Genomic DNA, 13,930 nt, shown 5'->3' with positions numbered 1-13,930 from the left:
AGGCGGCCCCGCACGGGAAAGGCGGTCCGGCGTGCAAGGCGGTCCCGCATGCGAAAGGGCGGCCTCCCGAAGGAGACCGCCCTGTCAGAACACCCGATCCTTGAGGAAGGATCAGAAGTCCATGTCACCGCCCGGCATGCCGCCGCCGGCGGCCGCGGCGGCCTTCTCCGGCTTGTCGGCGATGACGGCCTCGGTGGTGAGGAAGAGCGCCGCGATGGAGGCGGCGTTCTGCAGCGCGGAACGGGTGACCTTGGCGGGGTCGATGATGCCCGCGTCGATCAGGTTGACGTACTCGTTGGTCGCGGCGTTCAGGCCGTGGCCGGCGGGCAGGTTGCGGACCTTCTCCACCACGACGCCACCCTCGAGGCCGGCGTTGGTGGCGATCTGCTTGATCGGGGCCTCCAGCGCGACCTTCACGATGTTGGCACCGGTGGCCTCGTCGCCCTCGAGCTCGAGCTTGTCGAACGCGACACCGGCCTGCAGCAGCGCCACGCCACCACCGGCGACGATGCCCTCCTCGACGGCCGCCTTGGCGTTGCGCACGGCGTCCTCGATGCGGTGCTTGCGCTCCTTGAGCTCGACCTCGGTCGCCGCGCCGGCCTTGATGACGGCCACGCCGCCGGCCAGCTTGGCGAGGCGCTCCTGGAGCTTCTCGCGGTCGTAGTCCGAGTCGCTGTTCTCGATCTCCGCGCGGATCTGGTTGACCCGGCCGGCGACCTGGTCGCTGTCGCCGCCACCGTCGACGATGGTGGTCTCGTCCTTGGTGATGACCACCTTGCGGGCGGTGCCCAGCAGGTCGAGGCCCGCGTTCTCGAGCTTGAGGCCGACCTCCTCGGAGATCACGGTGCCGCCGGTCAGGATGGCGATGTCGCCCAGCATGGCCTTGCGGCGGTCGCCGAAGCCCGGGGCCTTGACGGCGACGGACTTGAAGGTGCCGCGGATCTTGTTGACCACCAGGGTGGACAGGGCCTCGCCCTCGACGTCCTCGGCGATGATCAGCAGCGGCTTGCCGCTCTGCATGACCTTCTCGAGGAGCGGCAGCAGGTCCTTGACCGAGCCGATCTTGGAGTTGGCGATCAGGATGTACGGGTCGTCGAACGACGCCTCCATCCGCTCCAGGTCGGTGGCGAAGTAGGCCGAGATGTAGCCCTTGTCGAAGCGCATGCCCTCGGTGAGCTCGAGCTCCAGACCGAAGGTGTTGCTCTCCTCGACGGTGATGACGCCTTCCTTGCCGACCTTGTCCATGGCCTCGGCGATGAGCTCGCCGATCTGGGTGTCAGCGGCGGAGATCGAGGCGGTCGCGGCGATCTGCGACTTGGTCTCGACGTTCTGGGCCTGGGCCAGCAGCTGGTCCGAGACGGCCGCGACGGCCTTCTCGATACCGCGCTTCAGGGCCATCGGGTTGGCGCCGGCGGCCACGTTGCGCAGACCCTCGCGCACCAGGGCCTGGGCCAGCACGGTGGCGGTGGTGGTGCCGTCACCCGCGACGTCGTCGGTCTTCTTCGCGACCTCCTTGACGAGCTCCGCGCCGATCTTCTCGTAGGGGTCCTCGAGCTCGATCTCCTTGGCGATGGAGACACCGTCGTTGGTGATCGTGGGGGCGCCCCACTTCTTCTCAAGGACGACGTTGCGGCCCTTGGGGCCCAGCGTCACCTTGACGGCGTCGGCAAGCTGGTTCATGCCGCGCTCAAGGCCGCGGCGAGCTTCCTCGTCAAACGCGATGATCTTGGCCATCGGAAGTGGTCCTCCAGGACACGGTCGACTGCTCGGACCAGAGGTGCCCGCGACGGACGGCCCTGGTATGCGGGGGTCCTGTCCCCTACCGCTCCCGGGGGCCTCACCGGCCGGTCCGTTTGTCACTCTCACACTGCGAGTGCTAACGCCAATGATTAGCACTCTGGGGTGGCGAGTGCAAGCTCCTGGCGAGAGCCGCCGCACACAGCGGCAGGCCCGCACCCCCTCCCCTGACGGGGAGTCGGGTGCGGGCCTGCCGCTTGGTCCACCAGCTCGGTGAGAGCCGAGGCTCCGAGGTTCGGAAAGGTCAGCCCGCCGCGCGGACCATGTCCGCCTGCGGGCCCTTCTGCCCCTGGGAGATCTCGAACTCGACCCGCTGGCCCTCTTCAAGGGTGCGGTAGCCGTCCATCTGGATCGCGCTGTAGTGGACGAACACGTCCGCACCACCGTCGACCGCGATGAAGCCGTAGCCCTTCTCCGCGTTGAACCACTTGACGGTGCCCTGAGCCATTCCGATCTCCCCTAGTGCTGTGCTGGCCCTTCACGTGCCCGCAGGTCGCGGGCCCGGGTCTGGCGGACCAACCCGAGGTGTCCCCCCTGGGCATGGCCCTGCATGCCGCACCGCTCCACCCCAGAACGCCAGTTGGCGTCGAACGGGGCAGGCGAGTGCGTCGACCGCGGCTGAATGTATCCGCATCGGAGCCCTGAGCAACAGGGCCACTCCTGCCGAATTCGACCGGGCCCTTAAGGGATATGCGGGGATGAATGCGACAGAAACTGACAATTCATCGGGGACATAGCGGACGAAAACCGCGAATTGTCCAGATAATTCTGACGAGTCGCCGACATGATTCCGGTGGTACATCGGCAGTTGCGTCTCAGCGGACGGACTCTTTCCCGGGCCCTGAGCGCCACTCAAGTCGGGGACAGCCTATGCCCTGCCGGAGGGCACCACGGACACGCCCGGGCGACGGCGCGGACACGCCTCGGACACGGCCCCGGAACCGGCCGCAGAACCGGCCCGGACACGGCACGGGGCGCCACCCGGCCCGAAGGCCGTGCGGCGCCCCGCAAGCGCGCTGAGCAGGCCTCAGCAACCCCCCGCCACCGCCGGAATGATCGAGATCCCGGCGCCGTCCTTGATCTCGGTGGCCAGACCCTCGGCGAACCGCACGTCGTCGTCGTTGACGTAGACGTTGACGAAGCGGCGCAGCTTGCCGGTGTCGTCCAGGATCCGCGCGCTGATCCCGGCGTAGTTCTTCTCCAGGTCGGCGACGATCTCGGCCAGCGTGGCGCCCTCGGCGGTCACCTCGGCGGCGCCGTCGGTGTAGGGGCGCAGGATGGTCGGAATGCGGACGGTGGCGCTCATGGGGTGTCTCCTCAATGCAAAGTTCGGCTTTGCAAAGTTTGCAAAGCGGTCAGGACGCCAGGCCGGCGGCGCGGAACGACTCCAGGGTGGGCCGAATGGTCGCGGTCAGACCGGCGTCGGCGACCGCGTCCAGGGTCTTCAGACCGTCCCCGGTGTTGATCGCCACGGTCTCCTTGGCCGGGTCGAGCTGCCCGCTCTCGACCAACTTCTTGAGCACCCCGATGGTCACGCCGCCCGCGGTCTCGGCGAAGATCCCCTCGGTCCGGGCCAGCAGCTTGATCGCGGCCACCACCTCGGCGTCGGTGACGTCCTCCACCGCACCACCGGTGCGCCGGGCGATGTCCAGCACGTACGGGCCGTCGGCCGGGTTGCCGATCGCCAGCGACTTGGCGATGGTGTCCGGCTTGACCGGGCGGATCACGTCGTGGCCGGCCTTGAAGGCGGCGGAGACCGGCGAGCAGCCGGCCGCCTGGGCGCCGAAGATCTTGTACGGGCGGTCCTCGACCAGGCCGAGCTTGATCAGCTCCTGCAGGCCCTTGTCGATCTTGGTGAGCTGGGAGCCCGAGGCGATCGGGATCACGATCTGCTCCGGCAGCCGCCAGCCGAGCTGCTCGCAGATCTCGTACGCCAGCGTCTTGGAGCCCTCGCCGTAGTACGGCCGCAGGTTGACGTTGACGAAGCCCCAGCCCTCGCCGACCGGGTCACCGATCAGCTCGGAGCAGAACCGGTTCACATCGTCGTAGTTGCCCTCGATGCCGACCAGCTCGCCGCCGTAGACACCGGCCATCACGACCTTGCCCTGCTCCAGGTCGTGCGGGATGAAGACGCAGGACTTGAACCCGGCCCGGGCCGCCGCCGCGCCGACCGCACCGGCCAGGTTGCCGGTGGAGGAGCAGGACAGCGTGGTGAAGTCGAACGCACGGGCCGCCTCGATCGCGCAGGCCACCACCCGGTCCTTGAAGGAGTGGGTCGGGTTGCCCGAGTCGTCCTTGACGTGCAGCTGGGCGGTGAAGCCCAGCTCGCGGCCCAGGTTGTCGGCCTTGACCAGCGGGGTCCAGCCCGGGTTCAGGTTGGGCTTGCCGGCGACGTCGGCCGGCACCGGCAGCAGCGGGGCGTAGCGCCAGATCGAGGCCGGACCGGCCTCGATCCGCTTGCGCAGCTCCTCGGCCTGGTAGCCGCTGTAGTCGTAGGCGATCTCCAGCGGACCGAAGCACTCGAGGCAGGCGAAGCTCGGACCGAGCGGGAACTTGGTACCGCACTCGCGACAGGACAGCGAAGCGGCGGGGCCGAGGTCGACGGTGGACGACTCGACAGGGGTAGCGGTAGCCATGATGGCGGAGGCCTCTCTCCTCATCTTCCCCGTGGCGCGGGCGCGCCACAGGACGGAATTGGCACCTGTCCCGCCGGGGCCTGCGATGGCCGGACGAGAAGGTTGCCGGGACGTCGACGGGCCGTTCCCTCAGTCCCTCTGGATGAGCTCTGTGAAGTTGTGGTCCTGCATCTGCTGGGCTGTCTGCGCAGCCGACCCCGGCGTGCGAAGGTCTCACCGCAGTACGAAGACTGTAACCGAAGGCCGGGAAGCTGACCCCGGCCGTCCGCAACGCGAGACGAGATTCACGAGGAGCGAGATTTTGCCTGCCGAGGAGCCCGGGCCCGCGCTGATTCCCGAGGCCGCGGACTGGCTGCGCCGCCGGTCCTGGAGCGCGGCCGACCGGCCGACCGCCGAGCTGCTCGCCGCCAAGCGGGCGGCCGGCCCGGCCGGCACGGTCAGCGTGGTGCTGCCCGCGCTGGACGAGGAGTCCACGGTGGGCGGGATCGTGGAGGTGATCCGGCGCGAACTGATGGAGCGACTGCCGCTGGTGGACGAGCTGGTGGTGGTCGACTCCGGCTCGGCGGACCGCACCGCCGAGGTGGCCGCGGCGGCCGGCGCCCGGGTGGTGCACCGGGACGCGATCCTGCCCCGACTCGAACCGGTGCCCGGCAAGGGCGAGGTGCTCTGGCGCTCGCTGCTGGTCACCAGCGGCGAGATCGTCTGCTTCATCGACGCCGACCTGCGCGAGTTCGATCCGGCCTTCGTCTCCGGCATCGTCGGCCCGCTGCTCACCGACCCCGGGATCCAGCTGGTCAAGGCCATGTACGACCGGCCCCTGGAGACCGACGGGGCGGTGGTGCCGGCCGGCGGCGGCCGGGTCACCGAGCTGGTCGCCCGCCCGCTGCTCAACCTGCACTGGCCTCGGCTGGCCGGCTTCGTGCAGCCGCTCGGCGGCGAGTACGCGGCCCGCCGCGGCCTGCTGGAACGGCTGCACTTCCCGACCGGCTACGGGGTGGAGCTCGGCCTGCTGGTGGACGCGCTGGAGCTGGTCGGCCTGGACGCGCTGGCCCAGGTGGACGTCGGCGTGCGCCACCACCGCCACCAGGACAGCCAGGCGCTGGGCCGGATGGCCGCCACCATCTACCGCACCGCCCTGGAGCGCCTGGACCGCACCCACCGCCTGAAGGCCGCCGAGGACCTGGCCCGTCCGGTCCTCACCCAGTTCTCCCGCGACCCTCGGACCAGGGACTTCAGCGCCCACAGCCACCCGATCACGGCTTTGGAGCGTCCTCCGATGATCGAGGTCCCGGAGTACTCGACGTTTGCCACCGGACGACCCCGGCAAGGTTGAACACATGGCCGCTCTCACGACCGCGCGCATCCTGGTGGCTTCCAACCGGGGGCCGGTCTCCTTCTCCAGCGCCCCCGACGGGACGTTGACCTTGCGACGCGGGGGCGGCGGACTGGTCTCGGGGCTGTCCGCGATCGACGACCCGAACGCCGTCTGGGTCTGCGCGGCGCTCGGCGAGGCGGACCGGGCGGCGGCCGGGCGCTCCCCGCACGGGCGGCTCGACCGGGGCGGCTTCGACGTCGGCGGACAGGCCGTCCGGATGCTGGACATCGACCCCGAGGTCTTCGACCAGGCCTACAACGGGGTGGCCAACTCCACCCTCTGGTTCCTGCACCACATGCTCTACAACACCCCGGCCGCCCCCGCCTTCGACGCCGAGGCCGCCGAGCAGTGGCGGGCCTTCGAGGCCTACAACACGGCCTTCGCCGAGGCGCTGGCCGCCGAGGCCGCCGAGGGCGCCGCCGTGCTGGTGCAGGACTACCACCTGACCCTGGTCCCGGCGCTGCTCCGCGAACTCCGCCCCGACCTGCGGATCGGCTACTTCCTGCACACCCCGTGGGCGCCCGCCGACTACTTCCGGCTGCTGCCGGACCCGCTCGCCACGGCCGTCCTCACCGGAGTGCTCGGCGCCGACCGGGCCGGCTTCCACACCCGCCGCTGGGCACTGGCCTTCGCCGACTGCTGCGAGGCGGTACTGGGCGCAGCGGTCGACCGGGCCGACCTCTCGGTCAGCTACCGGGGCCGCACCACCAGGCTCGGCGTGCACGGCCTGGGCGCGGACGGCGAGTTCCTGCGCGAGCGGGCGCACCGGGCGGACGTGGACCAGCGGCTCGCGGCGCTGCGCGAGACCGTCGGCGACCGCCGGACCATCGTCCGGGTCGACCGCACCGAGCTGAGCAAGAACATCGTCCGCGGCCTGCTCGCCTACCGGCACCTGCTGCGCAGCCGCCCCGAGTGGCGCGAGCGGGTGGTGCACATCGCCTTCGCCTACCCCTCCCGGCAGGACCTGGCCGAGTACCGCGACTACACCGCCGCCGTGCGCCGGATCAGCGAGGAGATCGACGCCGAGTTCGCCACCGACTCCTGGCAGCCGCTGATACTCCAGGTCGAGGACGACTTCGCGCGCTCGCTGGCCGCCTACCGGCTGGCCGACGTGGCACTGGTCAACCCGATCCGGGACGGGATGAACCTGGTCGCCAAGGAGATCCCGGTGGTCTCCGAGGCCGGCTGCGCACTGGTCCTGTCCCGGGAGGCGGGCGCCTGGGCGGAGCTGGCCGAGGACGCGATCGGGATCAACCCGTACGACGTGGTCGGCACCGCCGATGCGCTGCACCGGGCGCTCAGCCTGCCCGCGGCCGAGCGGACCGAGCGGACCAAGCGGCTGGCGGCGGCGGCCACCGCGCTCTCCCCGCAGCAGTGGTTCCTGGACCAGCTGGCGGCCCTCAACCCTTGACCGTCAACTCCTGAGCAGCTCCTCGGCCAGCCGGGTCAGCAGCTCGACCACCCCCGCCGGGCCCGGCACCACCAGGTCGGCCCGTTCGGCCACCTCGCGCACCGGCGGCTCGCCGGTCACCGGACCGCTGGCCACCAGCAGCGCGGGCCGGCCATCGGCGCGCCGCCGCTCGACGGCGGCGAAGGCGGCCAGATCGCCCAGGTCGTCCCCGGCGTAGAGCACCGTGCGGGCCGCCCGCTCGGCCAGCAGACCGCTCAGCGCGACCCCCTTGTCCACCCCCGGCGGGCGCAACTCGACCACCATCCGGCCCGGTTCGACCGCCAGGCCGTGGGTGGCGGCCAGCTCGGCGAGCGGTGCGCGCAGCCGCTCGAGCACGGCGTCCGGGTCGGCGGTGCGCCGGGTGTGCACGGCGAGCGAGCGTTCCTTGTCCTCGATCGCGGTGCCCTCCGGCACGCCCAGTTCAGCCAGCAGGGCCGGGAGTTCGGCCCGGACGGCGGCCACCCCCGGGTGGATCGGCGGCGCCGTCAGCTTTCCGGTGCTGCCCTCCCAGCGCTCGGCGCCGTAGTGGCCCAGCACCACCAGCCCCTCCAGGCCCGGCAGTTGGTCGAAGCCGCCGAGTCGCACGGCGCTCAGCGCGGGGCGACCGGTGACCACCGCGACGGCGTTGACCAGCGGCGCGAGCCGGGCCAGCGCGGGGGCCGCGCCGGGATGCGCGAAGGCCTGCTCGGGGTCGGTGACGATCGGCGCGAGCGTGCCGTCGAAGTCGAAGGCGAGCACGGCGCCGGCCGGATCGGCCAGCAGTGCGGCCAGGCCCGCCCGGCCGGCGGGGGTGGTCGGTTCCAGCACGATGCCCATGGCCGCCAACCTACCCGCGCCGCCGCACCCGCTAACGCCGCTACTGGCGCTCGGCGCGCCGGGCCTCGCGGATCCGGCGCAGCCGGTTGACCAGCACCGGGTTCTTCGCGAGCGCCTCGGGCCGGTCCAGCAGACCGTTCAGCAGCTGGTAGTAGCGGGTGCTGGAGATGCCGAGCTCCTCGCGGACCGCCTGCTCCTTGGCGCCCTGGGTCCGCCACGGGCGGGCCTCCAGGGCCAGCACCGCCAGCTCGCGCTCGGTCAGCTCGTTCACGGGGCCATTATCGGGCACCTCATTGCGGCCGCCGACGCTTGGACTCCTCCACCGCGAACTGCTGCAGCCCGCCGAGCACCGCCGCCGGGTCGCCCTTGACCGCCTTGCCGATCTCGGTCTTGATCTTCCCGCTGACGGTGTCCCAGGCCGGGTCGCCCAGCGGGTAGAAGCTGGCGGCGGGCAGCGCGTCGAGGAAGGGCTTGAGATCGGGGTGCTTGCCGCTGTTGGTCATCTCGTCCAGGGTGTCCTGGGTGACCGGCAGCAGGTTGTACTGCTCGTCGAAGGCGAGCGTGTTCTGCTTGCTGAAGGCGAAGTTGAGGAACTGGCGGATCTGCGTGCGGTGCCCGTTGGCGGTGTAGGCCATCATCCAGTCGGCGACGCCCAGGGTGCGGTTCTTGGACTGCGGGTCCTTGCGCGGGATCGGCGCGGTGCCGTAGTCGATCTTCCCCTGCAGCGCCTTCTGGACCAGGCCGGGGTGGCCGTTGAGCATCGCGACCTTGCCGGCGGCGAAGTCGTCGAAGGCGGTCTTGCGGTCCACCGAGCCGGGGTCGGGGTAGGTGAGGTGCGGGTCCACCAGGTTCTGCTTGAGCCAGCCGAAGGCGTCCGTGTTCTTGGCGCTGTCCAGGGTGTAGACGCCGGACTCGTCGGTCAGCCCGCCGCCGCCGCTCATCGTCCACATCATCGACTCGGCCTGCGCCTCCTCGGGCCCGAGCGGCAGCGCGTACGGGGTGACCCCGGGGACCTTGGCCTTGATCAGCGCGGCGTCGGCCTTGAGGTCGGCCCAGGAGCCGGGCGGCTGGGCGATGCCGGCCTTGGCGAAGATCGCCTTGTTGTAGAAGAAGGTCCGCGAGGAGGAGACGAACGGGATGCCGTACTGGGTCTCGAGCACCTGCCCGGCCCGGTTGAAGACCTCCAGGAAGTCGGCCTCGGTGTCCATCGAGAGCACGTCGCGGGCCGGGTAGAGCTGGTTGGCGGCGACCTTGTCGGCGAAACCGCCGGTCTGCACGATGTCCGGCGAGCGGCCGGCCTTGACCATGGCGGCGACGCTGGTGTCGATGTCGTTCCAGCTGATCACCTGGACGTCGACCTTGATCTTGGGGTTGGCCGCCTCGAAGCGCCTGGCCAGCTCGTCCCAGTAGTGCTGGGAGCTGTTCGCCTCGCTGTCCCCGTAGTCGGCAGCCACCAGCTTGAGGGTGACGGTGTCACCACTGCCGATGCCGAGAGTGCCGCAACCGGAGAGCAGAAGCGTGCTGGTCGCGAGCGCAGCACTGAGCCGGGACTTCAACGCGGGAACCGCCTTCGGGCGCACGGGGGATGGGTGGCGAAAGGTTGCCAAACCCACCCCCCAGTGGTCCACACCACGGCGCCCCAGCCGCGGAACGTTACCGAAGTGGGCGCTCGCGTTGCACCACACGCAACGTTCGCGCGGATGTTGTCACACCGTCAGCACCCGTACTCCCGCCTCTGCGAAGGCGGCGGCCAGCTCCTCGTCCACCGCGTCGTCGGTGACCAGGGTGTCGATCGCCTCGAGCCCGCAGATCCGGGCGAAGGCGCGCCGGCCCAACTTGGAGGAGTCGGCCGCCACCACCACCTTGCGGGCCCGCTCGGCCAGCAGCCGGTTGACGCTCGCCTCGCCCTCGTGGTGCGCGGTGGCGCCGGCCTCGACGTCCAGCGCGTCCACACCCAACACGGTGACGTCCAGGGTCAGTTCGTTGAGCACCGCGGCGGCCAGCGGGCCGATCAGCTCGTAGGACTGCGGTCGGGCCACTCCACCGGTGACCACGATCTTGACCGACGGTCGGACCGTCAGCTCATTGGCGATGTTGAGCGCGTTGGTCACCACGGTGAGCGGCTGGCCGGCCCCGTTCTCGGCCCGCTCGGTCAGTTCGGGGCGCACCGCGAGCGCGCGGGCCACCTCGGTGGTGGTGGTGCCGCCGTTCAGGCCGACCACCTCGCCGGGGGCGATCAGCGCGGCCACCGCCTGCCCGATCCGCTGCTTGGCGCCGGCGTTGCGGGCCGTCTTGTAGCGCAGCGGGAGGTCGTAGGAGACGTTGTGCGCCACCGCGCCGCCCCGCGTACGGGTGACCATCTGCTGGCGGGCCAGCTGATCCAGGTCACGGCGGATCGTGGCGGCCGACACCCCCAGCGCGGCCGCTGCCTCTTCGACCTCCAACTTGCCGTGCTCGGCAAGGAGTTCAAGGAGACCGTTCCACCGCTCGTATCTGGACACGCCGTGCCATCCCTCTTCGTCGACCAGGCCGTATCGGGACAGCGTCGCACAGCACCGGGCCGACTCGGGCCGACGTCCGCGCTCCTTCCGGCGTCTTGCGCAATCATGCGCGAAAGAGCTATAAATCAATCAGTTTTAAGCAACCAGGAGAGAGGGGCCCACTGGCATGACCGCCACTGACAGCTCACTGACCGCCGAGGAACTGGCCACCCAGCCGTCCTGCTGGCGCCGCGCCGCGGCCCTGGCCGGGACTGAGGAGGCGGCCGCCGCCCTGCCGCGCCGCGGCGAGCGGGTCGCGGTGGTCGGCTGCGGCACCTCCTGGTTCATGGCCCAGGCGTACGCCGCGCTGCGCGAGTCGGCCGGGCACGGCGAGACGGACGCCTTCGCCGCCTCCGAGTTCCCGTACGGCCGCAGCTACGACCGGGTGATCGCGATCACCCGCTCCGGCACCACCACCGAGGTGCTGGAGTTGCTCGGCCGGCTGCACGGCAGCGTCGCCACCACCTCGCTCACCGCCGACCCGGCCACCCCGGTGATGACCGCCGCCGACCAGGTGCTGGTGCTGGACTTCGCCGACGAGCGCTCGGTGGTGCAGACCCGGTTCGCCACCACCGCGCTGGCGCTGCTGCGCGCCCACCTGGAGGCCGAGCAGGCACTGCCGCCCGGCGTGGCGACGGTGGAACAGGCCGCCGCGGACGCCGAGCGGGCATTGGCCGAGCCGCTGCCCGAGGGCATCCTGGAGGTGGACCAGATCACCTTCCTGGGCGCCGGCTGGACCAACGGCCTGGCCCTCGAGGCCGGACTGAAGATGCGCGAGGCGGCGGTCTTCTGGACCGAGGCCTACCCGGCGATGGAGTACCGGCACGGCCCGATCGCGATCACCGCGCCCGGCCGCGCGGCCTGGATGCTCGGCGCCCTGCCCGAGGGCCTGGCCGGCGACATCGCCCGGACCGGCGGCCTGCTGGTCGCCGGCTCCGACCGCGCCGCCGAGGGCCTGGACCCGCTGGCCGACCTGGTCCGGGTGCACCGCCTCGCGGTCGTCCTGGCCGGCGCCCGCGGCCTGGACGTGGACAACCCGCGCTCGCTCACCCGCTCGGTCCAGCTCTGAGCCGCAACGGCGCCGCCGGCGGCCGGAGCGACCAAGCTCACCCATCCCGGATCAGACCAATACGACCACTGGACTAGACCTCTCCTCCTCGGTCAAGGGAAACTGTCCCCCGTGAAGCACGTCATCGCACTCGATGTAGGCGGCACCGGCATGAAGGCCGCGCTGCTCGCCCAGGACGGCTCCGTGCTGTTCGAAGCACGCCGACCGACCGGGCGGGAGCACGGCACTGATGCCGTCGTCGCCACCATCCTCGACTTCGCCGCCGACCTCGCCGAGGAGGGCCGCAGCCGTTTCGGCGAGGGCCCGCTCGCGGCCGGCGTCGCGGTGCCGGGAACGATCGACGAGAAGAACGGGATCGCGGTCTTCTCCGCCAACCTCGGCTGGCGGGACCTGCCGATGCGCAAGCTGCTCGGTGAGCGGCTCGGCGGCCTGCCGGTCGCCCTCGGCCACGACGTCCGCTCCGGCGGGCTGGCCGAGGGGCGGATCGGTGCCGGCCACGGCGTCGATCGGTTCCTGTTCATCGCGCTCGGCACCGGTATCGCCGGTGCGATCGGGATCGACGGCCGGATCGAGGCCGGTGCGCACGGCTACGGCGGCGAGATCGGCCACGTGGTGGTCCGTCCCGGCGGTCCGCTCTGCGGCTGCGGCGCCAAGGGCTGCCTGGAGACGCTGGCCTCGGCCTCCGCGGTCTCCCGGGCCTGGGCCGCCGCGGTCGGCGACCCGGCGGCCGACGCCGCCGCCTGCGCACTGGCCGTCGACGCCGGCGACCCGCGCGCCCTGGCGGTCTGGCAGAACGCGGTGGACGCCCTCGCGGACGGCATCGTGCTGGCCCAGAGCCTGCTCGACCCGTCGACGGTGATCATCGGCGGCGGGCTGGCCGAGTCCGGCGACACGCTCCTCACTCCCCTGCGCCAGGCGGTGGCCGAGCGGTTGACCTTCCAGATGCCCCCGAAGGTCGTCCCGGCCATGCTCAAAGACACCGCCGCCGCCCTGGGCGCCGGCCTGCTCGCCTGGGATCTGCTCACGATGGAGGTGACCGCGTGACCGCGGACGTTACAGGTCTGGCCGGAGCCCGGCTGGTGCTGCCGAGCGGCGTCGTCGAGGACGGCCGGCTGGCCTTCTCCGGCAGCACGATCGCGCGGATCGGCGGTGCGCGCGCCGCCGGCGACCTGGACCTGACCGGCTACACCGTGGTCCCCGGCTTCGTCGACCTGCACGTGCACGGGGGCGGCGGCGCCTCCTACGCCTCCGGCATCGCCGAGGAGGCGCTGGTCGCCGCCCGGACCCACCTCGAGCACGGCACCACCACCACCGTCGCCTCCACCGTCACCGGGGAGATCGACGAGGTCTGCCGGCAGGCCGCGGTCCTCTCCGAACTGGTCGAGGACGGGGTGCTGGCGGGCGTCCACTTCGAGGGCCCGTTCATCTCGCCGGGACGGTGCGGCGCACACCGCCCCGACCTGCTGCGCGACCCGGACCCGGCGTTGGTCCGCAAGCTGGTGGACGCCGCGCGCGGCACCGCCAGGATGGTCACCCTGGCCCCCGAACTGCCCGGTGGCCTCGAGTCGGTGCGGATGCTCGCCGACCTGGGCGTGATCGCGGCGGTCGGCCACACCGACTCCGACTACGCGCTGACCCTGGAGGCGATCGAGGCCGGCGCCACCGTCGCCACCCACCTGTTCAACGCGATGCCGGGCATCCAGCACCGCGCGCCCGGACCGATCGTCGCCCTGCTCGAGGACGAGCGGGTCACCGTGGAGCTGATCAACGACGGCACCCACCTGCACCCCTCGGTGCTGGACCTGGCGTACGGCACGGCCGGCGCCGGGCGGGTCGCGCTGATCACCGACGCGATGGGCGCGGCCGGCATGGGCGACGGCCTCTACCCGCTGGGCCCGCTGCAGGTCCGGGTCACCGACGGCGTCGCCCGGCTGGTGGAGGGCGGCTCGATCGCCGGTTCCACGCTGACCCTGGACGTCGCCTTCCAGCGCTCCGTCCTCGTCAACAAGCTGAGCCTGACTCAGACCGTGCAGTCCATCTCGACCACCCCCGCCGCCCTGCTCGGGCTGGCCGACTCGATCGGCTCGCTGGCCGTCGGCAAGAGCGCCGACCTGGCCGTCCTCGACTCCCACAGCTACGACCTGGTCGCCGTGGTCCGCCGCGGCGAATGGATCAAGGGCGCCGAGCACTTCCCCAAGGGAATCTGAGTACCCCTCACATTCTCCTCGGGAGGTGCGCGGCGCCACC

The 13,930-nt window shown here is 71.5% G+C and carries 13 protein-coding genes and 1 riboswitch; of the genes, 5 read left to right on the top strand and 8 right to left on the bottom strand.

The annotated features are described in order from the left end of the window. Positions 1 to 111 precede the first annotated feature (111 nt). The 4 genes from groL to thrC all read right to left on the bottom strand — a co-directional run bounded on the left by groL (position 112) and on the right by thrC (position 4,433). The gene (gene groL, locus BR98_RS19615) at positions 112 to 1,734 is read right to left on the bottom strand and encodes a chaperonin GroEL (protein ID WP_035846432.1); all 1,623 of its coding nucleotides are present in this window, start codon (positions 1,732 to 1,734) and stop codon (positions 112 to 114) included. Between the two features lie 307 nt (positions 1,735 to 2,041). Next, a complete protein-coding gene (locus tag BR98_RS19610) occupies positions 2,042 to 2,245 on the bottom strand; it encodes a cold-shock protein (protein WP_030057071.1) in 204 nt (67 codons plus the stop codon). Between the two features lie 579 nt (positions 2,246 to 2,824). Beyond that, positions 2,825 to 3,103, bottom strand: a complete 279-nt coding sequence (locus tag BR98_RS19605) for a MoaD/ThiS family protein (protein WP_035846431.1) — start codon at positions 3,101 to 3,103, stop codon at positions 2,825 to 2,827. A gap of 49 nt (positions 3,104 to 3,152) precedes the next feature. Continuing rightward, the gene (thrC, locus tag BR98_RS19600; RefSeq protein ID WP_035846430.1) at positions 3,153 to 4,433 is read right to left on the bottom strand and encodes a threonine synthase; all 1,281 of its coding nucleotides are present in this window, start codon (positions 4,431 to 4,433) and stop codon (positions 3,153 to 3,155) included. Positions 4,434 to 4,450: 17 nt separating this feature from the next. After that, positions 4,451 to 4,582, bottom strand: a riboswitch (SAM riboswitch). A 152-nt stretch (positions 4,583 to 4,734) separates the two neighbouring features. Between thrC and BR98_RS19595 the strand changes: the two genes are divergently transcribed. Beyond that, positions 4,735 to 5,766 carry a glucosyl-3-phosphoglycerate synthase gene (locus tag BR98_RS19595; RefSeq protein ID WP_232247465.1) on the top strand — a complete coding sequence of 344 codons (1,032 nt, stop codon included), beginning with the start codon at positions 4,735 to 4,737 and terminating at the stop codon, positions 5,764 to 5,766. Positions 5,767 to 5,770: 4 nt separating this feature from the next. Next, positions 5,771 to 7,219 (top strand): alpha,alpha-trehalose-phosphate synthase (UDP-forming), encoded by a 1,449-nt coding sequence (locus BR98_RS19590; RefSeq protein WP_035846429.1) that lies wholly within the window; start codon positions 5,771 to 5,773, stop codon positions 7,217 to 7,219. Positions 7,220 to 7,222: 3 nt separating this feature from the next. Here the strand turns inward: BR98_RS19590 and otsB are convergent, their stop codons facing one another. From otsB to BR98_RS19570, 4 genes are all read right to left on the bottom strand, one after another. After that, entirely contained in the window at positions 7,223 to 8,074 is an 852-nt protein-coding gene (otsB, locus tag BR98_RS19585; RefSeq protein WP_035846428.1) for a trehalose-phosphatase, read from the bottom strand. Between the two features lie 40 nt (positions 8,075 to 8,114). Beyond that, complete coding sequence (locus tag BR98_RS19580; protein ID WP_035846425.1) at positions 8,115 to 8,345, bottom strand: DUF3263 domain-containing protein; 231 nt, start codon at positions 8,343 to 8,345, stop codon at positions 8,115 to 8,117. Between the two features lie 19 nt (positions 8,346 to 8,364). Next, positions 8,365 to 9,654: an extracellular solute-binding protein gene (locus BR98_RS19575; RefSeq protein ID WP_232247464.1), complete on the bottom strand. Its 1,290-nt coding sequence runs from the start codon at positions 9,652 to 9,654 to the stop codon at positions 8,365 to 8,367. Positions 9,655 to 9,780: 126 nt separating this feature from the next. Continuing rightward, on the bottom strand, positions 9,781 to 10,575 hold the full coding sequence (locus BR98_RS19570) for a DeoR/GlpR family DNA-binding transcription regulator (protein WP_035846424.1): 795 nt from the start codon (positions 10,573 to 10,575) through the stop codon (positions 9,781 to 9,783). Between the two features lie 166 nt (positions 10,576 to 10,741). Between BR98_RS19570 and BR98_RS19565 the strand changes: the two genes are divergently transcribed. The 3 genes from BR98_RS19565 (at position 10,742) to nagA (ending at position 13,890) form a co-directional block, all read left to right on the top strand. Further along, positions 10,742 to 11,683, top strand: coding sequence for an SIS domain-containing protein (locus BR98_RS19565; protein WP_035846423.1), 942 nt, complete (start codon positions 10,742 to 10,744; stop codon positions 11,681 to 11,683). A gap of 111 nt (positions 11,684 to 11,794) precedes the next feature. Beyond that, positions 11,795 to 12,727 (top strand): ROK family protein, encoded by a 933-nt coding sequence (locus BR98_RS19560; protein ID WP_035846421.1) that lies wholly within the window; start codon positions 11,795 to 11,797, stop codon positions 12,725 to 12,727. Beyond that, on the top strand, positions 12,724 to 13,890 hold the full coding sequence (gene nagA / locus BR98_RS19555; RefSeq protein WP_035846419.1) for an N-acetylglucosamine-6-phosphate deacetylase: 1,167 nt from the start codon (positions 12,724 to 12,726) through the stop codon (positions 13,888 to 13,890). Before BR98_RS19560 ends, nagA begins: the two co-directional genes overlap by 4 nt. Positions 13,891 to 13,930 lie beyond the last annotated feature (40 nt).

Origin of the sequence: Kitasatospora azatica KCTC 9699, assembly GCF_000744785.1 — a bacterium.
In the GTDB taxonomy this organism is placed as follows: Bacteria; Actinomycetota; Actinomycetes; order Streptomycetales; family Streptomycetaceae; genus Kitasatospora; species Kitasatospora azatica.
This window is presented reverse-complemented; position numbering and strand designations above follow the sequence as displayed.